Origin of the sequence: Oceanidesulfovibrio marinus (assembly GCF_013085545.1) — a bacterium.
Lineage (GTDB): Bacteria > Desulfobacterota > Desulfovibrionia > Desulfovibrionales > Desulfovibrionaceae > Oceanidesulfovibrio > Oceanidesulfovibrio marinus.
This window is the reverse complement of the sequence record NZ_CP039543.1, coordinates 1,492,240-1,515,572: the sequence shown is the minus strand read 5'-3', so window position 1 is coordinate 1,515,572 and position 23,333 is coordinate 1,492,240. Positions and strand designations below refer to the sequence as shown.

Below are 23,333 nucleotides of genomic sequence, written 5' to 3'. Positions count from 1 at the left end.
AAAAATGTCAGAATAAAACGAAAAAACCCTTGTCAGGGCTACTCTTCTGCACCGCCCTCTGCGGGGTCCTCAGAAAAAATTTCGCCCAGTGTCATCCTGGGGCACTCTTTTTTGAGGTAGCAGGCGCCGCAACCGGTGACGCCGCCCATGGGGGTGAGCATGGCGTACTGGCGGGAAAGGGTGGCGTGCTCCTCCCAGCGGATGCCCACCTCGTCCAGGGCCTCGCGCAGGGCTCGGGAAGGACGGGGAACCGGCGCGCAACCGTCCGTGGCCACGTGGGGCAGGTGCTCGCGCACGGCGGCCATGAGTATGGCCTGGGCCAGGGAGTTCATGGTGAACGCCTGGGACGGGGAGCTCTCCCAGGTGGCGTTGACCTCGTCCTCCACGAACTTGTCCAGCCAGATCAGGAGGTACGATTCTCCGGCGGCGTTGATGCGCCGGGCGTGGAGGTAGTCGGCCCAACGGACGAGCATGCGGTCGGCAAGCTCCAGGTCCTTGGTCTCCAGCCGCCTGGACTGGCTGAGGAGCATGAACTGCTCCATATCGAGGTAGGGGGTCGCCTCAAGGACTTCTATGGTGTGGCGAGGCTTGGCTGCTTTCTTCCGCGGAGAGGCCATGGGGTGCTCCTGGTTGTGCTGGTCGTGATGCGATAAGGCGGTCTTGCATACTGCAAAAGCGGCGCGAGCTCAAATGGCGCGAATTGCGCGGCTGGGGCGGCTTTACTTCCCGCCGTGAGCGGCGTACCAATGGAGCTACGCCGGAACATGCGAAACGCGGGTTCGCCCGGGAGCGCGCACATGGGTATAATCGCCGCCACATTCGAGACGAGCAGCTACGCGCTGGGCATCGAGAACTTCATGGATCAGTACCGTGATCCGCCTTTTCTCTCGTTCAAGGATTTGCCGTATCTGCCGGAGCGGTACACGTCCATGATGGACGACTCCGACGCCATCTCCCGCGCCATTGCCGAAAAGGGCGACGCCGAATGGAAGGCCGGCTTTGCCGAACGCGTACTGGCCGGTTTCAAAACAGGCGCATCCGGGGCGCACGCCCGCCCCCCGGAGCAGGCCACGGGATCGGTTCTCAGCAGGGTGGCGTAGCCCACTTGCAGGATCGGCCCTTCCTGCGTACACACACCCGTCGTACAGAAACTCGCACGAACAATGGAGCGCGGCGCAATGGCGGCCGCGCAGCCAAGGAGCTGCGCCCATGGGCCAGGACTATAAGTACCCGGACAAGATTCGATACAAGTACAAGCTTTCCAACGATTGCAACACCTTCCTTGCGCATGGCGTCTGGGGCGGGATCAACGCGCACGGCGAGATAGAGCTGAACCTCTACACCGAGAGCGACGAGCTGCCCACCGAGTCCGAGCAGATGGTCCATCCGGACGGCAGCGTGGGGCCGGAAATTCCGGACCTCGAAGAGGAAACCCGCGCCGTGGAGCGCGTGATCCGCACCAAAGTCATCATCAGCTACCACACGGCCCGGGCGCTCACGGAGTGGCTCGAAGACAAGATGCAGATTCTGGAGCAGGAGGGCGAGGGCTCGCCGTACCTGTTCGACGACGACAGCTCCGGTCCGGCGCAGTAGCGTTTTCCTTCCCGACCACCGCAAATCGGCGCGGGCCAATGGTTTGCGGGGGTGAACTCCGCCTTCCGGAGTTGACCCGGTCCCTCTGTTTTCTTACACACGAAACATGTGCTGGCGTCTGATGCACGCGCTCCGGCAACATGGAGCCGTGCACAGAACGTTCGTGGGTGCTGGCCGCGGGCATCGTTGCCTTGCGGGCCGGAGCATTGTGTGCCCGCGCCGCGCCGGCGTTGTCCACAGGCGGAGTCTGGCGATGCGGATGGGCTCGCCGCAAAAAGCCATGCCTGCGTTTCCGCCATCCTGCGCGGCCGCCTCTCGGTTTCGGCTTGGCCAGACACGCATTTTTCGCAACATGCCGCCGGTGTTATGCATATTGGTTTGGCGTTGCAAAAGCCTCAATAACCCCTTTGCGCCACAGGCCATGTACGGTTATTAATAAGATACAGTCGGCGCACATCTGCCAGTTTTGCATAACCTACACTCCGCTACCGGTGCAGAGAGATCCCCTATGAGCACTGAGCCGGCCACGCTGCTTCTTATTGATGACGACGTACACGTCCGCCGTTCCATGCGTGCATACTTCGAGGACATGGAGCATGAGGTCCTGGAGGCTGAGAACGGCAAGCAAGGGCTGAAGCTTTTTCAGGAGAGCGAGCCGGACATCGTGTTGCTGGACCTACGCATGCCGGAGATGGGTGGGCTGCAGCTCCTTTCCATGTTCCGGGAGATGAACCCGGCCATCCCCGTGATCATCGTCTCCGGCACGGGTGTCATGCAGGACGCCATCAGCGCGTTGCGCCTGGGCGCCAGCGACTTCGTCACCAAGCCAATCATCGACCTTTCGCTTCTGGGCCATTGCGTGGACCATGCCCTGGAAGGAGCGCGGCTCAGGCGCGAGAACAAGCTGTACCGCGAAGAGCTGGAGCGGCTTGTGGAAGAGCGCACCGTCGAGCTGGAGGAGGTCCACGCGCGCCTGAAGGACCACACCGCATTTCTGGAGACGCTGCTCGATTCGCTGCCCACGCCGGTCTACTACCGCGATCGCGAGGGCAGCTTCCTGGGCTGCAACCAGCGCTTTCGGGAGTTCGCCGGCCTTGGCGACAAGGACATCGTGGGCATGAAGTCCGAGGAGCTGATGCCCAGGGAGCTGTTGTCCATAGTGCGCCGCTACGACGAGCAAGAAGGAGCGGGGATCGGCAACGGCACCGAGGGCCGCTGCAGCTACGACATCAATGTGCAACGAGGTGATGACGAGTCCATGGACCTGCATGTCACCCTGGGGCCGTTTCAAGATGCGCAGGGCGTGATACAGGGCGCCGTGGGTGTGCTTTTCGACATGACCGAGCAGAAACGCGCCGAGCGGCTGCTGGAGAAGCAGGCCTTCGAAGACCCGCTGACCGGCCTGGCCAACCGCGCCTTGTTCATGAACCGCCTGGAAGCGGCATGCAAGAAGATGCATCGCGAAGAAGGCTACTCCTTCTCCGTGCTCTTTCTGGACATAGACCGCTTCAAGGTGGTCGTAGACAGCCAGGGCCATTACGTGGGCGACCAGCTCCTGAAGCAGATTGCGGAGCGGCTGCATGGGTGCGTACGCTCCAGCGAGTCCCTGGCGCGGTTCGGCGGCGACGAGTTCGCGATTCTCGTGGAGAAGACGCGCGACGAAGAAGCATCGGCGCGGGACGGCCTGCGCGTGGCCAGGCGCCTGCTGCGGGAGTTCCGCGAGCCCTTCCGCCTTGAAGAGCACGAGTACTACCTGAACGCCAGCGTGGGCATTGTGGCCGCCACGGCGGAGTATGCATCGGCCGAGGACATCATGCGCGATGCGGACATCGCCATGTATCGCGCCAAGCACGATTCGCACGGGCACGTCCGCGTGTACGACCAGGCCATGCACAACGAGGCCCGGCAGGTGCTCACCCTGGAAACGGAGATGCGCAGGGCGCTGACCACAGAGAAGAATGCCCGCGAGATGGGCTTTACCGTCTACTACCAGCCCATTGTTCGCATCTCCGACGGCCTGCTCACCGGCTTCGAGGCCCTGGCGCGGTGGATTCATAAGGAGAGCGGCTTTATCGGCCCGGACGTGTTCATCGCGATGGCCGAGGAGACCGGCACCATCCACGATCTTGGCCGGTTCATCCTGCACCAGTCCCTGCGCGACCTTGCCGGGTGGATCGATCTGGGCTGCTGCCAGGACGCACCGGAAGAGCGGGACATTTTCGTCAGCGTGAACATCTCCGGCAAGCAGGCCATGCGCACCCTGTTTCCGGGCGAGGTGAGCGGCGCCCTGTCCACATCCGGCCTCAAGCCCACCAACCTCAAGCTGGAGGTCACGGAGAGCGTGCTCATGGAGGACATGACCACCGTGGGCGTCATCCTCTCCGGCATCAAGGCCCTGGGCATCGATCTCTGTCTGGACGACTTCGGTACGGGCTACTCGTCACTGGCGCACCTGCACCGCTTCCCCATGGACGTCATCAAGATCGACCGCGCCTTTGTCAGCCGGCTGTCCTCCAACGGATCGGTGGATATGCGCGCCAAGAGCATGGTGGATGCGATTCTGGCCATGGGCAAGAGCCTCGGTCTGAGCGTGGTCGCCGAGGGCATAGAGAACATCAAGCAGGCTCGGATACTCTCCAAGATGGGCTGCCACTTCGCCCAGGGCTACTACTACGCTAAGCCTCTGCCGGCGACGGATGTCCTTGCGCATCTGCAACAGCACGGCCGGGACTGGTCCCCCAAGGCCATGGGCAAGTGATCGCTCCGGTCCGCTGCGGCGTCCTTACCAAATAATACGCGCCAATTAAGCGCCGGCCGCTGTGAGCCGTTCGGGCCGGCACTCCCCCCGCCCCAGCAGGGAGACTGCACGGCGGTAGCCAGCCGGGTTGCCGATGTCGAGCACATCGGCCCCTGTCTCCAGCCCGGCGAACACCGCGCCGGCATCCAGCATCCGCCTGCGCACCACGCCGTCGGTCAGCTCGGTTCCTGCCGCAGGCAATCCATCGGACAGGGCGCTTTCAATAGCCTCGAACCACCGCGCTGTGGCGGCGTAGATGCCGCAGGTGCGCAGCTCGTCCGGGAACCGCGGTGTGAACATGCCGGGACCTTTGGGCAGAAAGCCTGTGATGCTGTGCAGGCCCGACAGGGCCTCATCCATGGAATGCTCAGGATCATCATCCACCCAGGGCGCGAGGTTCACCCGGCCCGAGTCCGAGATATCGTCGCGAGGCTCTGCGCCCGTGGGCATAAGCGCTACGGTCTCGCGTCCGGTCTGTTGCACGGCGGCAGCAAGGCGCAACAACAGCGGGACATTCCGATGTGGTCCGGGAAAGACGAGATTGTCCGGGTAGACCACGGTGACAGGTTGCTCCTGCGCCAGCCCCTTTGTCACGGGCCACGCAGCGGCCAGGGCGTCGCACTCGCCCCGCGGCGAGTCCTGGAAGCAGACATGCACCGTGAGCTGGCGTGCGATGGCTGCTGAGACCTCGGCGCTTTGCGGATAGGCGGCCATGGCTGTCCAAGGATCGGCCAGCACGCGGCGCAGGGCGTGCTTATCCTCCCGCACGACAACCACGGCGTGCGGAATGCCAGCATCAATGGCGAGCATCAGGGCATGGTGGATGGCCGGCAGCCCGGCCACGGGATAGAGCTCCTTGGGCAGGTTCGGCGGCAGCAGGGGATCGACGCCGCGCATGCGCGTGCCCAGGCCGGCGGCCGGGAGAACAGCCACCTGCGGGCGGCAGGAATCGGCGGTAAGCATGCGGCTATCTAATATGGAACGCGGGCGCCGGACAATAGAAGAGGGCCCCGTCACTCGTCCGACTCTCCCCAGACGGACGACTTTCGGGACCCTTCAAGGAGGAAACCTTTCGGCTTCCGGCGGCCACTCGCGGCAAAAAGGAGCAGCCTGTCTCTGGTTGAGAACGATCTAAACAGTGATGTTGATATGTTCCCCCACGCCGGGTACGGCATGGCCCGTGGCCAACGGCGCGGCTGGTTTCTGGTTGTTCTGCACCCGAAGCTGGGCATTCGCGAGACCGTCCTGGCTCGAATTCCCGGAGTTCAGGGTCCGTTGCATCAGCTCCGTCGCCATCCTTTGGCTTTCCAGGGCATTGGCAAGGCCGCCCATGCCGCCTGCTGCCGAAATACCGTCCATGACGCCTCCTTATCCTTTGGATACTTTTCAGGCTCGTCATGGATATTGATCGGCAGCACAGGGGTGGACCTTTAGGTCCGGACGCAATTTTTTTTGAAAAAAATCAGAAGGAGACGCCAATGCCGGCGTAGGGGCCCAAATCGTCGCCCTGGCGGCATACTCCCGGCGTGATGGTGACGCGATTGGTGCCGATGGCGACTCCGGCGAACTCCGGAGAGGTGTCCTCGCCACCGGGGCCGAGCTCGGAGTTGTTCCGGCTGTTTTTGGCCAGGGAATCGGAGTGCAGGCTGATTGAGGCAGCCGGCTGCGGATATGCGTCGTCATACGCTCCATAGGCTCCGGAGGAGAGGCCGCTCCCGGAGGTACGCGGCCTGGCCATCGCGGCCAGCTCTTCGGAGGTAACGGGGCAGCTCTGCTCCGGACTGCTCACGCATACCGGATTGGCCTGCATGCCTGCGAGATCGGTGCGGCTCACGGGCCGGATGCGCACCTGCAGGTTTTCGCCGGCAAAGGGCAGGGGATCGATGGCCGGACGCACCTGTCTGGCGAGCTGCTTTTTCGGAGTCGGCGACTTGGCCGGAGTATATTGGGTCGGAACGTATTTGGCTGGGGCAGGTGGGGCCGCGGCCGGCTTGCGCGCTATCGGACGGGCTTGGGCCGGTGCGAGAGAGGCTGTCTGAAGATGCGGCGGTGTGCGCAGGGCGGGCAGAACCCTGGCGGCGGCGTACACGCCGTGGCGTTCAAATTCTCGACGCAGTGCATCCGCCGCCTGCTGGCTGGGCAGGGGACCGGCGATGAGGCGGATGAAGCGCCCCTTTCCGGGGATGTCCACGACGGAGTAGTATGGGACAAGGCCTGCGAGCAGGCCGGGGGTGGCTTGCGTCAGCTCGGCCCACCCGTTGCGGGCGTTTGCTTCCATCTTGTACGATGCGAGATGGACGCCCCATTGACGGGCGTGGGCAATGCCAGGCAGGCACAGAATGATTGCGGCAATGATGAGTAAGCGCACGGAATTCATGCGACTCTCCCGTGGATGGCGGTGTGGTTGTTCAGGACCAGAGTCATCGTAAAGAATATGGAAGCAGCATTTGTGCCAGCCTGCTTGCCACGGCGTGCGATTCCTGAAAAAGTCGTTTCACTCATACAAGAACCCCAGGAGGTGGCTGCATGTTGATGCCTGAAAAGGAAGCCAAGTTTAAAAATTGTCCGTTGCTGACCACCAAGGACGACAAGTTCCGCTTTTGTCTTGGCAGTGGCTGCATGATGTGGCGGTACCTGGAAACTGAAAAACGGGACGACACCGACAAGGGGTACTGCGGCCTTGCCGGAAAGCCTGTGGGCGCGTTGTAGCAGCCGTTCTGTTGCATGTCTGCGGCTCTGTGGCGGAACATGTTTCAGCGTCAGGATGGTGTGCTCAACATGATGGAGTAACGCAACGACTGTTGTGTATCATACAACGCGTTCTGTATTTTTTCAATACCTTGCCGGCAGACGGAGATTGCTGCCAGAATCAGCGGCCCGCACATCCAGTTGCCGGGCAATGGGCGTGAGGCTGAAAAGCGCGTCATGATGTGGTTGTCTCCTTATGTGATTTTGAGTGCCTTGTTCAGTGCTGCCAGATCTTCTGCCGCTGCGTTGCGTATCTTGGGAAATCGCATCATGGCCGTGGGGTGGTAGGTGACGAGCGCAGGCACGCCGCAGTACTCAAGCATCCGGCCGTGCAGTCCGGAGAGCGGCTCGTTACTGCCGAGGGTCTGGCGCACAGCCGCTTTGCCGGCCAGCAGGATGATTGCCGGCGCAAGGGCGTCCAGTTGCGGAAGCAGCCACTTGTCGCGGCAGGTTTCCAGCTCGTCCCGCCTGGGGTCGCGGTTGTTGGGCGGCCGGCACTTGACTGCCGGGGTGATGAAGAAGTCGTCCCGGTCAAAGCCGTTCTGGGCGAGGAAGCCGTCCAGGAACTGCCCGGTGCGGCCCATGAAGGACAGGCCGAGCTCGTCCTCCCTCTCTCCAGGGGCCTCACCCAGAAGCACGACGCGGCGGCGGTAGTCGCCATTGCCCGGCACGGCGTGCGTGCGGTTCTCATGCAGTCGGCAGGAATGGCAGCGCCGGATGCCGCGGGCCAGAGTTTCAAGCGCAACGATATCCATGCCGCACCGTATCACGCCGCGGAGATTGTGGAAACATGCGCCGGGTTGACGCTGGCATGGCCGCGGCGGTATGCAACGGAGCTTGTCCGTCACTTTAACCCATGGATGTAACAATGGATCGCGCAGAACAGACCCGGCAGGAAGCCCTTGCCAAAGCACTCGACAATATTGCCGTTCTCGATCTGGCGTGCCTCGGCGTGGCCGGACATCTCTATGAAGCGCTGCAACGCAAACAGCCTGGCGACATGTGCATGGGTGCGGCGCGGTTCGTGCTCAACGCCCTGCCCGAAGAGGGCGGCCTGGCCGTCATCGCTACCGGCTTTCCCATGGGCGGCGGCGTACCGGAGACGGACGGCCCTGTGGGCGCGGCCATGCTGGCCCGGGCGCTTCGAGTCGCACGCGGCGCGCGTTCGCTCATTGTGACGGACGAGGATTTCGTGGACGCCGTGAAGGCCGCCTGCATCGGCGCCGGCCTGTCGCCGCGCATTGCCGATCCCGAGGGCCTGGAGTCCATCAGCTACCTGAACCCGGTCTACATCCTGCCCTTCCCGCGGGAGGAGGCGGCGTGCCGCACCCGTTGCGAGCAGGTGCTCGCCAACATGGAGCCCGACCTGCTCGTGGCCGTGGAGCGGCCCGGCAAGAACACCGCCGGCGTGTACCACGGCATGAACGGCCGTCCCCTGGCAGGATTTGTGGCGGATATCGAGCCGCTCTTCGAGATGGGCCGCGACAGGGGCATTCCCATCCTGGGCATTGGCGACGGGGGCAACGAGCTGGGCATGGGCGTGATTCGCGAGGATCTGGGCAAGTTCCTGCCCCAGGCCACCTCGTGCGGATGCCCGTGCGGCCAGGGCACGGCCGCCGTGTTTGCCGCGGATTACCTGGTGGTGGCCAGTGTCTCCAACTGGGGCGCGGACGGCATCATCGCCGGGCTGGCCGTGCTGACTCACAACAGCGACGTGCTGCACTACCCGGACCGCGAGCGCCGGGCCATTGAGCTGTGCGCCAACTCCGGAGCCGTGGACGGCGTACATGTCTCCCCGGTGCCTGCCGTGGACGGCATACCGGCCGAGGAGTGGGAAGGGCTGCTCACCACGCTGCGCGGCATGATCCATCGGGGTACGGACTTCCGCGGGGACTGGCGCCGCCAAAAGCACGGGTAGACAACATTTGATGTCTAAAAAAATGGACGGATATAGTCCATTATTTTAGATAGAGATGTTCGCGCCAAGCTCCGAATCCCGCACATCCAGCATCAGCATGTGGCCGGGCGCATGGGTGATGGCGAAGTCCATGCCGGCGGTGGTGACCGCCGAGAGGCCGGACACACCGCACGCCCAGAAGACCGGCAGCTCGCCGTCGCGCATGGTTACGGCGTCGCCGAAGTCCGGCCGGTCCAGATCCTCGATGCCGAGACCGTGCGGATCGCCTACCCACACTGGTGCGCCATGCACGGCCGGGAAGCGCGCCGTGGAGAGCACGGCTGCCGGCACCAGCCTGGCCGGCACAGGCCGCATGGACACGACCATGGGGCCGGAGAAGACGCCGGCCGGCGTAAGCTGAATGTTGGAGCGGTACATGGGCACGTTCCTGTTCTCCTCGATGTGGCGGACAGGTACGCCCGCCTCCATCAAGCCGGACTCGAAGGTGAAGGAGCAGCCGAGCAGGAAGGTGACGAGATCGTCCTGCCAGATGTCCGAGATGTCGGTCACCTCACGCGTTTTTCCCTTTTCCAGAACTATATAGCGCGGGCAGTCCGTGCGGATATCCGAGCCGGGCGCCATGCTCCGGGAGATGGGATCGCCGGCATCGTAGACCTCCAGTAGGGGCAGGGGCGTGGGATTGCGCTGGCACAGCAGCAGGAAATCCCAGGCGTAGCGCTTGGGCAGAACCACCACGTTGGCCTGGGCAAAGCCGTCGCAAAAGCCCGGCGTGGGGCTGGCGTGTCTGCCGTCGCGGCAGGCCGCCCGCACCTGGGCTGGGGTGTCGTAGGTCATGGTCACTCCTCTGTTGCGGCTGATAGTAAGCCAGCGAAGGGTGGAGGGGAAGGGGGTGTCTTGCCAAAGCAAGGCGCTTTCCGTATGCAGTCATTATCCGATTGGGGTGTTCCGTGTCCAAGGCGGCGCGGAGCTGAGATCATACCCATGGAACCTGATGCAGCTCATCCTGCCGGAGGGAATCGGATGCGCCTTACCACGCCTGTATGTCGGCCGTTCGGCCGGTCCATCGAGCGCCGCGCAATTATCCCTCCTGCATGATGGGTGCGTAACCTCTCATCACCTTTAGGAGAATCGATATGGCGCAGGAGCTCGACGAAATCATAATTACCGAAGCCATCGCGACGGAATACTTCAACAAGTTCCGCAACTGCCTGAGCGTGGACGTGGCCATTGTGGGCGGCGGCCCTTCCGGACTGACAGCTGCGCGCAAGCTTGCGGAAAAGGGACGTTCCGTAGCCCTGTTCGAGCGTAAGCTCTCCCTGGGCGGTGGCATGTGGGGCGGTGGCATGACCTGGAACATCCTGGTGGTGCAGGAGGAATCCAAGCACCTGCTGGAAGAGGTGGGCATCCCGGTCAAGGAGTTCAAGCCCGGCTACTGGACGGCGGACGCCGTGGCCGCCACCACCACACTGGCCTCCACCGCCTGCATCGCCGGCGCGCAAGTCTTCAACTGCATGTCCGTGGAGGACGTGGTGCTGCGCGAGGAGAACGGGCAGACGCGCGTCACCGGCCTGGTCATCAACTCCTCTCCGGTGGAGATCGCCGGCCTGCATGTGGACCCGGTGACCATCGCCACGCGCTACGTCATCGAGTGCACCGGGCACGACACCGAGGTGCTCAAGCGGCTGGTGGCCAAGAACGACGTGGTGCTGAACACGTCTTCCGGCAAGATCGAGGGCGAGAAATCGCTGTGGGCCGAGCGCGCCGAGGCCAACACCGTGCACAATACGCAGGAGGTCTTCTCGGGCGTGTTCGTGGCGGGCATGGCGGCCAACGCCACGTATGGCTCCTACCGCATGGGCCCTGTGTTCGGCGGCATGCTCCTATCCGGCGAGCACGTGGCCGAGGAGATCGACAGAAAGTTGTCCGAGGAACAATAGTTTCAGAAGCGATGTGGCGGATCGGGGCGGAGGTCTCGATCCGGCCGCGCAGAATCTTCGTCCGAGCTCCCGGCCCAACCCGGCCGGGGGCAGGGCGGAGGCCGGCTGTGTCCGGCAGCCGCTGATTCAGCGGAGGACAGAATCGAGGGCCGCGCACAACCCTTCGAAATCGATTGGCTTTGCGAGATATCCGTTCATCCCGGCGTTCAGGAAGCGTTCCTGGTCGCCCTCCATAGCATAGGCCGTCAAGGCGATGATGGGGATGTCGCATCGCACGCCGTCCACCTCGCCGGCGCGGATGCGGCGCACGGCCTCGTCGCCCTTCATCCCCGGCATCTGGATGTCCATGAGCACGAGATCGAAATAGTCGTCTGCCAGGCGCTTCAGAACCTCGTGTCCGTTGACGGCCAGGTCGGGCTGGTGGCCTGCGCGTTTAAGCATGGCCAGCATGACGAGCTGATTCACCTGGTTGTCCTCGGCCACCAGGATGTGTAGGGAGCGGTCGGCGATCGGCGGCTGGGGCGTGCAGGCCTCGCGGTCGGGAGCGGCGCTGTCGCCCAGGGCGAACTCCGCCGTGAAGGCGAAGGAGCTGCCTTTGCCCAGCTCGCTTTCCACGCTGATTGCGCCGCCCATGAGCTCGACCAGCTCGCGTGAGATGCTCAGGCCCAGGCCAGTCCCGCCATACTCGGGATGCGCCGAGGCCCAGCCCTGGGCAAAGCTCTCGAAGATGTGCTGCAGGTTCTCCTCCGGGATGCCCACGCCGGTGTCCTGGACCTCGAACCGCAACAGGGCCCGGTTCCCGTCAATCTCTTCGGCTGATATCCGAACCTCCACGAGGCCTTCGTGGGTGAACTTGATGGCGTTGCTGATGAGGTTCACCAGCACCTGGCGGAGCCGTCCGGCATCGCCCATCAACTGCTCGGGCACCTCGGGCGCGATGGAGAGGTTCAGGCTCAGTCCCTGGTCTTTGGCCGTTCTGCGTAGCGGGGCCAGCACCTTCTCCATCTCGTCCCCAAGATCCATGGGCCTGTGCGCCAGCTCCACCTTGCCGGCCTCGATCTTGGAGAGGTCGAGGACGTCGTTGATGAGCTCCAGCAGATGCTTGCCGGAGCCGCGCAGCAGCTCCAGGTACTCGCGTACTTCGTCGCCGGGATTGCTCATCAGGGCGAGCTCGGCCATGCCCATGATGCCGTTCATCGGCGTTCTGATCTCGTGGCTCATGCTGGCCAGGAAGGCGGATTTGGCCTGATTCGCCGCCTCGGCGCGCTTCTCCGCCGCCTCGCGCTCGGCAAGCTCGGCCTTGAGCCGCGCGGTCTGCTCCAGAACCTGCTCCTTCAGCTCGCGGTTGTAGATGATGATTCGGCCGGACAACGGGCGGAGCGTCTTGGCCAGGGCCAGGATGCTCAGGATCATGACGACCAGGAAGCCGAAGATGACGTTGCGGATGGTCCGGTAGACGTGGTGGTAGAGCTCGGATCTGGACATGACCTGGAACACGGCCCAGGACGTGCCCCGAACCGGGGCATAGGCGACCACGGATTGGCCCAGTGACGGCCATTTCCCGGACCAGACGCCGCTCTTCCCTCCCACGGCGTTGGCGAACAGGGCGCGGATGCTTTCCTGGTCCGGTACCTGGTTCCTGGCCGTCTCGCTGAGCTCCGACCTGGGGAAGAGGGGAACGAGCCGCTTGCCTTCACGGCGGACAATGGCGAGAAAGCCTGCGGTGCCGGCATCCGTGGCTGCGGTCACTATGTTATGCAGCGGCTTTGCCTTGAATAGAACAAGGTCCGTGCCCTGGATCCTGTCTGCTCCGTGTATGGCCGCCGAGACGACCAGGGTCGGCTCCCCGCCGTTTTGGGCCAGGCCCATCACGGTGGGGCCACTGAGGATGGGGATGTGGCTTGTTCCAATGCTTTTTGGAATATCGTTTCCGGCCTGCACGACCACGTTCCCCGAGACGTCGAAACGGACCATGCCCACGGCCTCGGGAGAGACGCGCAGGGCGTCCAGCAGCTTGGGCGCGCTGAACGAGCGTAGCTCCTCCAGGCTGATGAGCCCGGCGTTGTACTGCTCCAGCTTGACACGGATTTGGGTCCGGCTGCCTATTTGCGAGGTAACGTCGAGTGCGCGCTGGACGTACTCCTCCACGCCCACGAGGTTGGAGCGCATGGTGTAGAAGAGGGTGTCCTCGGCGCGTTGGCCCAGGTGGCGGTAAAACGGAACCAGCGTCAGAATGGCGATACAGACGCCCGTAACCAGCAGCGCCAGAATGGAGATGGTGAAGATACGACGTTGTAGATGTGCAGCGTCGATCATGCTCTGCAGTCTCTCTTCCTGTTGCCATGAGTGCATGGCGTCGGCCTGCCACACTTTCCGGACCGGAACCTGAAGCCGCTGCAGGATTTTCAGGCCACCCCGATCCACGTTTCCTTCAAGGCAAGCCCGGTATGGGGTGCGGCAACATGGAGTTTCAGTGCCGGGGAGAGCTTTCAAATGCGCCGTACGGACGTGGATTGGCCATTCCGCAAAATCCCCATGTATCCTGTGCGACCAGGAAGCTCAAGTCGATTCCTCCATTACTTTGATCGGAATTGCGTCTCCCGAGCCGGGCAGCGTCACTGCCTTTGGCGGCGGTTTCGTTAGGTGGCGGTTCTGTGCAGCCTGTATTCGGTTCGCAGATTTCATTAACAAATTGTATACATCTATATATCTTGTCGGAATAGTGATACTTTTAAGCTGAGCATGGAGCCGGTGGAGGAACCGTCCCATAGAGAGTACGAGCAAGATCCTGTCACGCCGTTGACGCACAACAGGCCTTGGTCTAGACAACAAAACCTGCCCAGCCCGCCGTATGGCGGCGGCGCGGGCCGTATATCCCCATTCGTACGGTCCGCGTCCTGGTTCGACGCCTGCCTTGCCCTTGGGGACTCCGTGGACTCGAGCCTGTTTTCATTCCCATCGAGGAACACGTGGATCAAGTTACAAACCAGCGCGCGGTCCCGGCCACAGTGTACTTCGACGAGGCGATAGCCCCGCCGGAATCCCTGGCCGAGGCGCTCGATTTCGAAACGCTGCGCGACAAGGGCTGGGTGCCGCTCAAAAGGGACGGCGACTGGGCCTGGGTTGCGACGTGCCGGCAGAACCAGGAGGCCGTACGCCGCGAGGCGCAAGAGATGTGCGGCGTTGCGGACGTCTCCATCTCGGCTGCCGGCGCAGAGGCGATCCAGCGTTTCATCGACCATGCCGAGGATCTCAACCCCGGCTTTCCTGTGGTGGCGGCGCGCACCTTCCTGGCGCGGACGCGCACCTTTCTCGCCGCGCACCGCTCGCAGCTTTCCAGCTACCGCACCCTTCTTGCCAAGGGCCGTACCGGCCTGGCCATGCTGCGCACCGGCCTGGCGCTTATCGCCATTGCTATGATGCTGCTCAAGGTCTTCGGAGCCGGCTGGATCATCGTGCCGGAGGCAGTTCTGGCGATCTGCGGCGTGGTGCTCGCCTCGGAGGGGCTCACCTGGTACCTCCCGGCCAGGAAGCTGGCGCGCAAGAGGCTGGCTCCTCCGGAGCCTCCCGGACCGGACGTGACAGTGCCCGTGGCGGTTTTCGACCAGGGACGCATCCGCATCAGCCGTAGCGGTCCTGTTCCTGGCGCGGCGCAGTGGATGGAGGAGGTCGAGCGCCACTCGCCGGTCATGCGCCGCCGTTTTCTGGCGCTGGAGCGCACCGAGCTGGCCATGGAGCGCACCCGGCAGGCCCATTTCCGGACCGTCATGGCCAAGTCCCGCACGGGCATGGCCCTGGTGCGGACAGGCATCGCCCTTACCGGTCTTGGCACGGCCCTGATGCGCAGAATCCACGCCCATCCCATGGACGTGGTGGATATCGGCCTGCTCGTGGTGGGCGTCATTCTCATTCTGGAAGGGCTGAGCTGGTACCTTTCCGGCCACGGCGCCGGCCGCACCAGCCTGACCGAAGCGCACCGCGCAGGCGAGAAGACCAGCGCCTGGAGCATGCTCACGCCGCCGGTGCTGGAGGAAAACAGCCTGCGCAGCCGCTCCATTCCTCTGATCTCGCCCGGGTGCAGCGAAGGCATCTGGGGCTCCACGGGTCTGGCTCTGGAACGCACGCTGCTGGCAGAACGCCGCAACGTGATGTCCCGTTTCCGCACGAGCCTTGCCTGCTCCAGAACCGGGTTCGCCTACATCCGCACCGGTGTGAACTTCGTGGCCGTGGGTCTGGGCCTGCTGCTGACCAGCCCCCACCACACCCCCGGCTGGATTATTTTCGACTCCACCATTCTCTGCATCGGCCTGCTGCTGCTCGCCGACGGTTTCCTCTGGCACCGCACGGCGCGTCGCAACCGCTGGCAGCTTTCCTACTGCGAACCGGGCATGGAGATCGACATCCCCGACTACACCAAGCCGCCCGGACAATGGACCACTTTCGAGCTGGAACATGGACAACCCTGACGCAACGCTTTCTTCCGCCGCGGCGCCGTATGCCTCGCTGGCCGAGGATGGCGTCATCAGCCGGGGCGACCTCGCAGCCGCCGATGCAGCCTGGCGCGTCGACGGCATCCATCCCGAGGTCTACTTCCGGCAGAAGCTCGGCCTTGCCCGGTCCACCCTGCGCGGCGCTCTGGCAACGTACAGCGGCCTGGACACGCTGACGTACGACGAGCGTCCGCCCGTGCCGGACGATCTGGCCCGTTTGGCCTTTCAGGCGGAAGGACCGGCCCGCGGGCTGTGGTTTCCTGTCTGCCGCGTGCACGATGTCCTGACCTTCGCCATCAGCGAGTTCGACGACGGCGCTGCCAAGGCCGAGATCGAAGAGCTCTTCCCGGGCCGGCCCAAACGGTTCCTGGCCTGCCTGCGGGAGGAGATTGGCTGGTACGCGCAGGACTTTGCCATGCGCGACACCAACGGCCCGGTGGGCATCCAGCGCACGACCATGGCCTACTGGCGCAACACCATGGCCCTGTGGCGGACCAAGCTGGCCTGCCAGCGCACCAATCTCGCCTGCGGCCGGACCTGGCTCAACAGCCTGCGGTGGGGGCTGGGTCTCATCGGTATGGGCAACAGCCTGCTGCGTCTGGACAATCCGATCATCCCCAAGCCGGCGCTTTGGCTCCTTGTGGTGGCCGGAGCCACGCTGGCCACCGTGGCCATCTTCTCGTACACCCGCCTGCGCCGGTCGTGGCGGCACATCTCGGATCAGAACCTGGTGGAGGCCACCTCGGCCGTGGTGTACTTTTTGGAGGAGTTCCACTTCATCGAGCTGCACGACCCGGCCAACGGCCGGCCCATGAAGCGCACGATGCTCGGCCGGCTAGGCGACTCCCTGGGCCTGTACTCCACGGTTGTCGAACCACGCGGCGGCTACAGGGAGCGCATCACCCTGGCTCGGGAGCGCAATGTCCTGGCCGCGCAACGGACCATCCTGGCCTGCTACCGGACCCTGGCCGCAAGAGCGCGGACCGGCTTGGCCTTTTTCCGCACAGGCGCCGCCGTTTTCACGTTCGGTCTTGGTTTGCTAACATACTTCGGCCTCAGTCCGCTGAGTCTTCTGGATGGATTGCTCATCCTCGCGGGCCTGGGCATGCTCATCGACGGCGCCATCTGGTACTGGCCGGTGCGCAGGGAGTACTCCGAAACGCCGCGGTGCCTCCGGTACGAAGACTATGACGATTAAACGCACCCTCATCCTCCACGGCGTGATCATCATCGGCCTGCTTGCTCTCATGGGCATGTTCGCCGTGCACGATGTCGGCACGCTCACCACATCGAGCCGGTACATGGAGATTCAGGAGGGGCTCAACGCCTCGTTCCTGCAAATGCGCCTGTACGAGAAGAACTATTTCCTGTTCAAGGACGACCAGGCCATGCGGGACATACTCTCCATAATCAAGGCCGCCGGCAAAACCCTGGACAGTTTCAGCGACGCGATGATTCCGGCCATCGGCGAGGCCAAGTATCAGGCGCTGCGAAACTCCCTGAGCCAATACGAGCACGAAGCCCAGCTCATTGCCGAGTCCGGCACGCGGGATGTCGTGGCCGAAACCACCCTGCGGGAGTTCGGCAGACGGCTTCTGGAGCTTTCGACCCGGTTGACGCGGGAGGAGCGGGCCAAGATCGACAAGATCATCACCAAGGCAAAGCGCGGCATGCTGGCGTCCTTCCTGATATTCCTGGTGCTTGCCGTATTCCTCACGCCGCTTATCTACCGCCGCATCTTCTCTTCCATGAAGAAGGTGACCATGCTGGCCAGGGACATCTCCAAGGGGCGCTTCCGGATCATCGACGGCAAGGTACCGGACGACGAGATGGGCACGGTGATCACAGCCATGAACAGCATGTCCCAGGAGCTGCGCCTGCGCGAGGACGAGCTGGTGCAGTCGAAAAAGCTGGGCTCCCTGGGCGTGCTCACGGCCGGCGTGGCGCACGAGATAACCAACCCGCTGAACAACATCTCCATGATCGCCCAGACCTACCAGGAGATGTACGACATGCTGCCGCGGGAGAAGCGCATCGAGTTCATGGATCAGGTTCTGGGCGAGTGCGAGCGCATCCGCGCCATCGTGGTCAACCTGCTCGACTTCGCCAAGCCCAAGGTGGCCTCCTTCAGCCCGGGCGACATCAATGAAGTCATCAATCGCACCCTCGGCCTGGTCCAGAACATGCTCGACGTCTCGGACATCGAGGTGCACCTCGACCTCGACTCCGGCATCCCCACCGTGAACATGGACAAGCACCAGATCAACCAGGTCTTCGTGAACATCATCACCAACGCCATCCAGGCCATGAAGCCGGGGCAGGACCTGACGATACGAACCACGACCACGGAGAAGCGCGACGAGGTGCATATCGTTATCGAGGACACCGGGAAGGGCATGTCCCCGGAGACGCTCAGCCACATTTTCGACCCGTTCTTCTCCACCAAGGGGGTGGACGGCACGGGCCTGGGCCTTTCAGTAAGCTACGGAATAGTAAAGAACCACTCGGGAACCATTACCGCGAGCAGCGAGGTGGACAAAGGGACGACTTTTGAGATCCACCTGCCCGCGACACCGCAGATGGAGGACACGGATGAGTAAGCCGGCGGTTATGATCATTGACGACGAGAAGGTTGTTGGCGACATGTCGAAGTATCATCTGGAAGCGGCCGGTTTCGAGGTGGAGACGTTCGTCGATCCTGCCAAGGCCCTGGATCGTTTCCGGGAAAAGAGCTTCGAGGTGGTCGTGACGGACCTGAAGATGAAGGGCATCGACGGCATGGAGGTGCTCAAGACGATCAAGAGTCTTGCGCCCAAAAGCCAGGTCATAATGATCACGGCGTTCGCCCATCTGAACACCGCCATCGAGGCGCTACGCGGCGAGGTCTTCGACTTCTTCCCCAAGCCCTTCAAGATCAAGGAGTTCGTGGAGTCCGTGCGCCGGGCTGCCGAGCGCGCGCAAGCCTGAACCGGAGCATCGGGCCCGGCCGCCGTGTCTTCTCGGGAGGGCGGCGCCCCTCGGCTCAGTCCGTGGCCGTGCTGCAGTGGAAATCACTGCCGCGCATGGTGAGCATGGCCTCGCTGCCCTTGATCCAGAAGACTATGCCATCGGTCTCGTATCTGGAACCGGAGGCCGACTCGACGCGGTCGAGTTTGAACGTCGAATCCTCGATGCGCAGGAGCAGCGGCTCGGCCGAGAAATCCGCCAGCAGCTCGATGACCTCTTCGCCGTCCTTGTTCTCGCAGATGTAGGCGACCTCGTCGGGCAGATCCGGCGAGGTCTGGTTGTCCTCGTCCACCACGCGGGAGTCTTCGATGGCCGACTGCGAAGAGGTGTCTTCGGGGGAGTCGCCGCAGCCGCCCAGGGGCAGAAGCAGCGCGAGCAGGAGGCAGGCCGTGGCAATTCGTTTCATGGCATAACCCATCAGTCTCGTAGAAATTCAGACTAAAAGTCATCTCAAAAGCAGATATTTCGTTCTATGGCAAGGACGTCGAGTTCTGCCCCGAGGGAGTATGTCCAATAATATTTGGACCTTCGGGCGGAGCGAGCCTGACGCAGCCACGGGGCCAAAGAACATTTTTGCGATGGCTTCTACTCTTCAACCTGCCGGCAGTTGTAGGTCCTCTCACCCAGCAGCAGGGTGATCTCCTTTTCCTTCATGGAGAGCACAATGTCCTTGCCCACGAAATCCATGCCCAGCGGCGTCTGCTCCGCGCTGACGTCGTAGGCGTCCTCGCCTACGTGCAGCTGGAGCGGCAGCATGGTGGGCTCGGCTGTGACCGGCATGTTGTCGCCGCAGACAAGGTTGATGTTGTCCGGCATGCCGGGAACGCCCGTGGGGGCTTCGTCCATCGCCCCGGTCTGGCCAGTCTGATTGGTCGCGTTGGTTTCGGCGGGGTGCTCGCCGGAGCATGCGGCGGCCAGCAGGGCGCCGGCCAGCAGAACAAGCAGGGCCATGCGAAGCGCGATGCGCGCGAAACGTTCCATACGATACTCCCTGGTGTCTAGAGCATTTTCGTCTTTCAACAAGACTCCCATCTGAAACAAATTACTATTGTTTCAGGTAAATGCATAAGAGCATCTAAACCTTTTCAAGGTTAATATGCTCTAAAATTGTGGACATTCGCTGATGCAATCCACGATACATCAGCAGCGCAGCCATATCCAGAAAATCATTCACCCGGTTGCTTCTTCATGCGAAGTAGCCAGCGGCCTCTCGCCGCATGATCCGACGCAATACACTGTCACCGGCTCTGATGACGGTGCCGGGCTACTTCTCCTGGTCAGGCAGCAGCCAGCGCGCCAGGTCGTCCTGCTCCATGGCGCAACTGCACATCGGGCCGCCGACGGGCAGGTCCTCCGGGTCTATGAGCAGCCGCGCATCGGTGTTGGTCATGAGCGTGGCCGGCGGCAGGTGGCGCGCCGTCAGCCGGCAGCCCAGGCCGTACGGCGGCATGAGGCTGTAGGGGGCCGGGACATCGCCGGGGATGCAGCGGCCAACGAGGCTGGCGCAGGACTCGCACGCGGGGCAGGTTGCGTTGCGTGCGACGATCTCCAGGGCACCGCCTTCGTTGTCCAGCTCGTCGAGCAGGGACAGGGTCTCGGCCCTGAGCTTCTCGAAGCGGTCCATGAAGGCGTCGATGGCGTCGGGATCGAGCCCGGCCTCTTCCAGCAGGGCCCAGATGACCTGGCCGGAAAGGCGCTTGAACAACGGATGTATTGCCATGAGTTGCCTAGCTTCAGGCGTGTAGAGTGCTGTCACGGGGTGAGTCCGTATTGCGTTTATGGCGGCGCGCGCCGGGTTCGCACAGGGATGGCGCGTGCGGGAACCCTGGGTTAAAAACGGTGGTTCCACATCATGCATGAGATGGGGGATGTGGTAAAGACGGCCGCGCAGAGCACGTGCGAAGCCTCCGCCGTCTCGTATAAAAAAACGCCCCCGGCCATGAAACCATGGAGCCGGGGGCGTGTGCATCGTGGTGTGCGAGGAGGGGGCTAGCCGGTCTGCGCCGGTGCGACCACCTCGAACTGGACTGCGGCGTCCGCGCCGGCCTTCTCGGCGCGCAGGCTCTTCTGCAACGCCTTGGCTTTCTTGTACTCCCGGCGCCAGTCATAGGCGGCCCGGCCCACCTCGTAGAGCAGGAAGGCGCGTCCCAGCGGTGTGGCTCGGCCCATGAGCGCGGCCACGGCCAATGCCGTGCGGCCGGCGTGGGAGCGGGAGAGCGCCACCTCGGCAACGCCCCTGGCCGCAAACTTCCCGGCCGAGAGCAGGGTACGGATAACGGCCATCTACTTCTTCACCTCCATGTGCCAGGCGGCCGGCCAGATCTCGTCGATGTGCTCGATGTAGCGGATCTTCAGCTTGCGCCTGAGCTCCGCCGGCACGTCTTCGAGGTCCTTCTTGTTCTGCTTGGGAATGGCGACCTCCTTCATGCCGTGGGCAACGGCGGCCAGGATCTTCTCCTTGATGCCGCCCACGGGGAGGACGCGCCCGCGCAGGGTGATCTCGCCGGTCATGGCAAGCTCCGAGTAGATGGGCTTGCCCGAGAGGGCGGAGACCAGGGCCGTGACCAGGGCGATGCCGGCCGAGGGGCCGTCCTTGGGCGTAGCGCCGGCCGGCACGTGGATATGGATGTCGCGCTTCTCGAAGAACTGCGGATCGATATCCAGGGTCTCGGCGCGGGCTCTGGCGTAGGTCATGGCGGCCTGGGCCGACTCCTTCATCACGTCGCCGAGCTTGCCGGTCAGCGTCAGGTGGCCCTTGCCGGGCATGGTGGACGCCTCGATGTGCAGAATCTCGCCGCCGTACGGAGTCCATGCCAAGCCCACGGCCACGCCGGGGGGCAGCTCCTTCTCGCGCTCCTCGTCCAGGAACGTGGGCGCGCCGAGCAGCTTGTGCAGCGAGGTGGGCGTGACCTTGAACGGTCCCTTCTCGCCCTCTGCCTTGCGCCGCGCCAGCTTGCGGAATACGGAACCTACCTGGCGTTCCAGATTTCGCAGTCCTGCCTCGCGGGTGTACTCGCGCACCAGCCTGGAGAGCGCGGACTCGGAGATGTCCACATCCTCGGGCTTGAGGCCGTTGGTCTCGGCCTGCCGCGGCAGGATGTAGCGCTTGGCGATCTTGATCTTCTCCTGCTCGGTGTAGCCGGGGATCTGGATGGTCTCCATGCGGTCCAGCAGAGCCGAGGGGATGGTGTCCAGCACGTTGGCCGTGCAGACGAACATCACCTTGGAGAGGTCGAACGGCACGTTGAGGTAGTGGTCGGAGAAGGAGTGGTTCTGCTCCGGGTCCAGCACCTCCAGAAGCGCGGAGGAGGGATCGCCGCGGAAGTCCGTGCCGATCTTGTCGATCTCGTCCAGCATGATGACCGGGTTGCGCGTTCCGGCCTGCTTGATGGACTGGATGATCCGGCCGGGCATGGAGCCGATGTAGGTGCGGCGGTGGCCGCGGATCTCGGCCTCATCCCGCATGCCGCCCAGGGACATGCGCACGAACTTGCGGTTCAGGGCGCGTGCGATGGAGCGTCCGAGCGAGGTCTTGCCCACGCCGGGAGGACCCACAAAGCAGAGGATCGGGCCCTTCATCTTTGGGTTCAGCTTGCGCACCGAGAGGTACTCCAGGATGCGGTCCTTGACCTTCTGCAGGTCGTAGTGGTCCTCGTCCAGAATCGTGTGCGCCTTCTTGATGTCCAGCCTGTCGCGCGAGGTCTTCTTCCACGGCAGCTCGATGAGCCAGTCCAGGTACGTGCGCACCACCGTGGCCTCGGAGGAGTCCGGGTGCATGGAGGTGAGCCGCTTGAGCTGCTTGTCGGCCTCCTTTTTCACGTCCTTGGGCAGACCGGCCTTGTCCAGAGCTTCCTGGAGCTGCTCGAACTCCTCGGACTCCTCGCCTTCCTCGCCCAGCTCCTTGCGGATGGCCTTCATCTGCTCGCGCAGGAAGAAGTCCTTCTGCGCCTTGTCCATGCCCTCCTTGGCCGAGGACTGGATCTTGGCCTGCATGGTGGCCAGCTCCAGCTCGCGCACAAGCTGGTCGTTCACCAGCGAGAGCCGGCGCATGGGGTCGCGCTCCTCCAGAATGGCCTGGGCGTCCTGCTGGGAGAGCCGCAGGTTGGAGGCGATGAGGTCGGCCAGGCGACCGGGATCGTTTACGTTGTTCAGCACAGCCATGATGTCGGAGGGCGAGATTCCCCGCAGGGAAAGAATCTTCTCGCTCTGCTCCTTGGCGGCGCGCATGAGCGCAATCTGCTCCAGGGAGAGGTCTTCGATCTCAGGTTCGGGAAGGGTCTCCACACGGGCCTGGATATGCGGCTCCGTGGAAGTGAACTCGAGGACCTTTGCCCGAGAGACGCCCTGGACCAGAACCTTGAGCCGGCCGTCGGGCATCTTGAGCATGCGCATGATCATGGCCACGGTGCCGACGTCGTACAGATCGTCGGGACCGGGCTCGTCCACGTTTTCGTCACGCTGGGTGAGGATGGTGATGAACCGGTTGGAGTTCAGCGCCGCGTCCACCGCGGCAACGGACTTCTCCCGTCCCACGAAGAGAGGGAGAATCATGTAGTTGAACACCACGATATCGCGCACCGGAAGCACCGGCATCTCGGCCGGAATCTCCATGGTGGTCTCGCCGGATTCGTTCAAGGCTTCCTCCACCTTGCGCGCGTCTTCCTCGTTGTCCAAAAGGATTTCCTGCGTGGTGAGGCTTTCGTCGCTCATCAGTGTAATAACCTCCCTGTATTCGGAAGAATCATGCTGTAATCTCCTGCAGCGGCGTCAACGGCCGCCGCGTGCGTGTCGGAAACTGAGCATAATCCCACAAGTAGGGATAAATAAGGCCATAATCGTGAATG

General features: G+C 63.3%; 23 protein-coding genes and 1 riboswitch. Of the genes, 10 read left to right on the top strand and 13 right to left on the bottom strand.

Annotated elements, in window-relative coordinates; translation table 11 throughout:
• Nucleotides 1–38: 38 nt before the first annotated feature.
• Nucleotides 39–617, bottom strand: a complete 579-nt coding sequence (locus tag E8L03_RS06820; protein WP_171266914.1) for a hypothetical protein — start codon at nt 615–617, stop codon at nt 39–41.
• Nucleotides 618–797: 180 nt separating this feature from the next.
• Here E8L03_RS06820 and E8L03_RS06815 point away from each other — a divergent pair, with 180 nt between their 5' ends.
• The 3 genes from E8L03_RS06815 to E8L03_RS06805 all read left to right on the top strand — a co-directional run bounded on the left by E8L03_RS06815 (nt 798) and on the right by E8L03_RS06805 (nt 4,351).
• Nucleotides 798–1,100: a hypothetical protein gene (locus E8L03_RS06815; RefSeq protein ID WP_144306136.1), complete on the top strand. Its 303-nt coding sequence runs from the start codon at nt 798–800 to the stop codon at nt 1,098–1,100.
• Nucleotides 1,101–1,209: 109 nt separating this feature from the next.
• Nucleotides 1,210–1,593, top strand: a complete 384-nt coding sequence (locus tag E8L03_RS06810; protein WP_144306137.1) for a hypothetical protein — start codon at nt 1,210–1,212, stop codon at nt 1,591–1,593.
• A gap of 508 nt (nt 1,594–2,101) precedes the next feature.
• The gene (locus tag E8L03_RS06805) at nt 2,102–4,351 is read left to right on the top strand and encodes an EAL domain-containing response regulator (RefSeq protein WP_171266913.1); all 2,250 of its coding nucleotides are present in this window, start codon (nt 2,102–2,104) and stop codon (nt 4,349–4,351) included.
• A 45-nt stretch (nt 4,352–4,396) separates the two neighbouring features.
• On the opposite strand, the gene E8L03_RS06800 is transcribed toward E8L03_RS06805, so the two are convergent.
• The 3 genes from E8L03_RS06800 to E8L03_RS06790 form a co-directional block, all read right to left on the bottom strand.
• The gene (locus E8L03_RS06800; protein ID WP_171266912.1) at nt 4,397–5,353 is read right to left on the bottom strand and encodes a glycosyltransferase family protein; all 957 of its coding nucleotides are present in this window, start codon (nt 5,351–5,353) and stop codon (nt 4,397–4,399) included.
• A 168-nt stretch (nt 5,354–5,521) separates the two neighbouring features.
• A complete protein-coding gene (locus E8L03_RS06795) occupies nt 5,522–5,749 on the bottom strand; it encodes a hypothetical protein (RefSeq protein WP_144306140.1) in 228 nt (75 codons plus the stop codon).
• Nucleotides 5,750–5,852: 103 nt separating this feature from the next.
• Nucleotides 5,853–6,767, bottom strand: coding sequence for an SPOR domain-containing protein (locus E8L03_RS06790; protein WP_171266911.1), 915 nt, complete (start codon nt 6,765–6,767; stop codon nt 5,853–5,855).
• A gap of 149 nt (nt 6,768–6,916) precedes the next feature.
• Between E8L03_RS06790 and E8L03_RS06785 the strand changes: the two genes are divergently transcribed.
• Nucleotides 6,917–7,099, top strand: coding sequence for a hypothetical protein (locus E8L03_RS06785; protein ID WP_144306142.1), 183 nt, complete (start codon nt 6,917–6,919; stop codon nt 7,097–7,099).
• Between the two features lie 50 nt (nt 7,100–7,149).
• Here E8L03_RS06785 and E8L03_RS06780 read toward each other — a convergent pair whose 3' ends face one another.
• Both E8L03_RS06780 and E8L03_RS06775 read right to left on the bottom strand, forming a co-directional pair.
• Nucleotides 7,150–7,317: a hypothetical protein gene (locus E8L03_RS06780; RefSeq protein ID WP_171266910.1), complete on the bottom strand. Its 168-nt coding sequence runs from the start codon at nt 7,315–7,317 to the stop codon at nt 7,150–7,152.
• A 15-nt stretch (nt 7,318–7,332) separates the two neighbouring features.
• Entirely contained in the window at nt 7,333–7,893 is a 561-nt protein-coding gene (locus tag E8L03_RS06775) for a uracil-DNA glycosylase (protein ID WP_144306143.1), read from the bottom strand.
• Between the two features lie 113 nt (nt 7,894–8,006).
• On the opposite strand from E8L03_RS06775, the gene E8L03_RS06770 reads away from it, so the two are divergent.
• The gene (locus tag E8L03_RS06770; RefSeq protein ID WP_171266909.1) at nt 8,007–9,056 is read left to right on the top strand and encodes a DUF4392 domain-containing protein; all 1,050 of its coding nucleotides are present in this window, start codon (nt 8,007–8,009) and stop codon (nt 9,054–9,056) included.
• Between the two features lie 45 nt (nt 9,057–9,101).
• Here E8L03_RS06770 and E8L03_RS06765 read toward each other — a convergent pair whose 3' ends face one another.
• Nucleotides 9,102–9,890, bottom strand: a complete 789-nt coding sequence (locus tag E8L03_RS06765; RefSeq protein ID WP_171266908.1) for a putative hydro-lyase — start codon at nt 9,888–9,890, stop codon at nt 9,102–9,104.
• Between the two features lie 92 nt (nt 9,891–9,982).
• A riboswitch (TPP riboswitch) is annotated at nt 9,983–10,088 on the top strand.
• Nucleotides 10,089–10,189: 101 nt separating this feature from the next.
• On the opposite strand from E8L03_RS06765, the gene E8L03_RS06760 reads away from it, so the two are divergent.
• Complete coding sequence (locus E8L03_RS06760; protein WP_144306146.1) at nt 10,190–10,993, top strand: sulfide-dependent adenosine diphosphate thiazole synthase; 804 nt, start codon at nt 10,190–10,192, stop codon at nt 10,991–10,993.
• Nucleotides 10,994–11,119: 126 nt separating this feature from the next.
• Here the strand turns inward: E8L03_RS06760 and E8L03_RS06755 are convergent, their stop codons facing one another.
• Entirely contained in the window at nt 11,120–13,309 is a 2,190-nt protein-coding gene (locus tag E8L03_RS06755) for an ATP-binding protein (protein WP_171266907.1), read from the bottom strand.
• A gap of 653 nt (nt 13,310–13,962) precedes the next feature.
• Here E8L03_RS06755 and E8L03_RS06750 point away from each other — a divergent pair.
• From E8L03_RS06750 to E8L03_RS06735, 4 genes are read left to right on the top strand one after another with little or no spacing between them, the layout of a single operon-like run.
• On the top strand, nt 13,963–15,459 hold the full coding sequence (locus E8L03_RS06750) for a GspE/PulE/PilB domain-containing protein (RefSeq protein ID WP_171266906.1): 1,497 nt from the start codon (nt 13,963–13,965) through the stop codon (nt 15,457–15,459).
• A complete protein-coding gene (locus E8L03_RS06745; RefSeq protein ID WP_244963686.1) occupies nt 15,446–16,681 on the top strand; it encodes a general secretion pathway protein GspE in 1,236 nt (411 codons plus the stop codon). Before E8L03_RS06750 ends, E8L03_RS06745 begins: the two co-directional genes overlap by 14 nt.
• Nucleotides 16,671–18,083, top strand: coding sequence for a sensor histidine kinase (locus E8L03_RS06740; RefSeq protein ID WP_171266905.1), 1,413 nt, complete (start codon nt 16,671–16,673; stop codon nt 18,081–18,083). The genes E8L03_RS06745 and E8L03_RS06740 overlap by 11 nt, the downstream gene beginning before the upstream one ends.
• Nucleotides 18,076–18,450: a response regulator gene (locus E8L03_RS06735; RefSeq protein ID WP_171266904.1), complete on the top strand. Its 375-nt coding sequence runs from the start codon at nt 18,076–18,078 to the stop codon at nt 18,448–18,450. The genes E8L03_RS06740 and E8L03_RS06735 overlap by 8 nt, the downstream gene beginning before the upstream one ends.
• A 55-nt stretch (nt 18,451–18,505) precedes the next feature.
• Here E8L03_RS06735 and E8L03_RS06730 read toward each other — a convergent pair whose 3' ends face one another.
• From E8L03_RS06730 to lon, 5 genes are all read right to left on the bottom strand, one after another.
• Nucleotides 18,506–18,895: an MliC family protein gene (locus E8L03_RS06730; RefSeq protein ID WP_171266903.1), complete on the bottom strand. Its 390-nt coding sequence runs from the start codon at nt 18,893–18,895 to the stop codon at nt 18,506–18,508.
• 179 nt (nt 18,896–19,074) lie between these two features.
• Complete coding sequence (locus E8L03_RS06725) at nt 19,075–19,470, bottom strand: hypothetical protein (protein WP_144306152.1); 396 nt, start codon at nt 19,468–19,470, stop codon at nt 19,075–19,077.
• 283 nt (nt 19,471–19,753) lie between these two features.
• The gene (locus E8L03_RS06720; protein ID WP_171266902.1) at nt 19,754–20,245 is read right to left on the bottom strand and encodes a hypothetical protein; all 492 of its coding nucleotides are present in this window, start codon (nt 20,243–20,245) and stop codon (nt 19,754–19,756) included.
• 233 nt (nt 20,246–20,478) lie between these two features.
• Nucleotides 20,479–20,772, bottom strand: a complete 294-nt coding sequence (locus tag E8L03_RS06715; RefSeq protein ID WP_144306154.1) for a hypothetical protein — start codon at nt 20,770–20,772, stop codon at nt 20,479–20,481.
• Nucleotides 20,773–23,199, bottom strand: a complete 2,427-nt coding sequence (gene lon, locus E8L03_RS06710) for an endopeptidase La (RefSeq protein ID WP_144306155.1) — start codon at nt 23,197–23,199, stop codon at nt 20,773–20,775.
• Between the last annotated feature and the right edge of the window lie 134 nt (nt 23,200–23,333).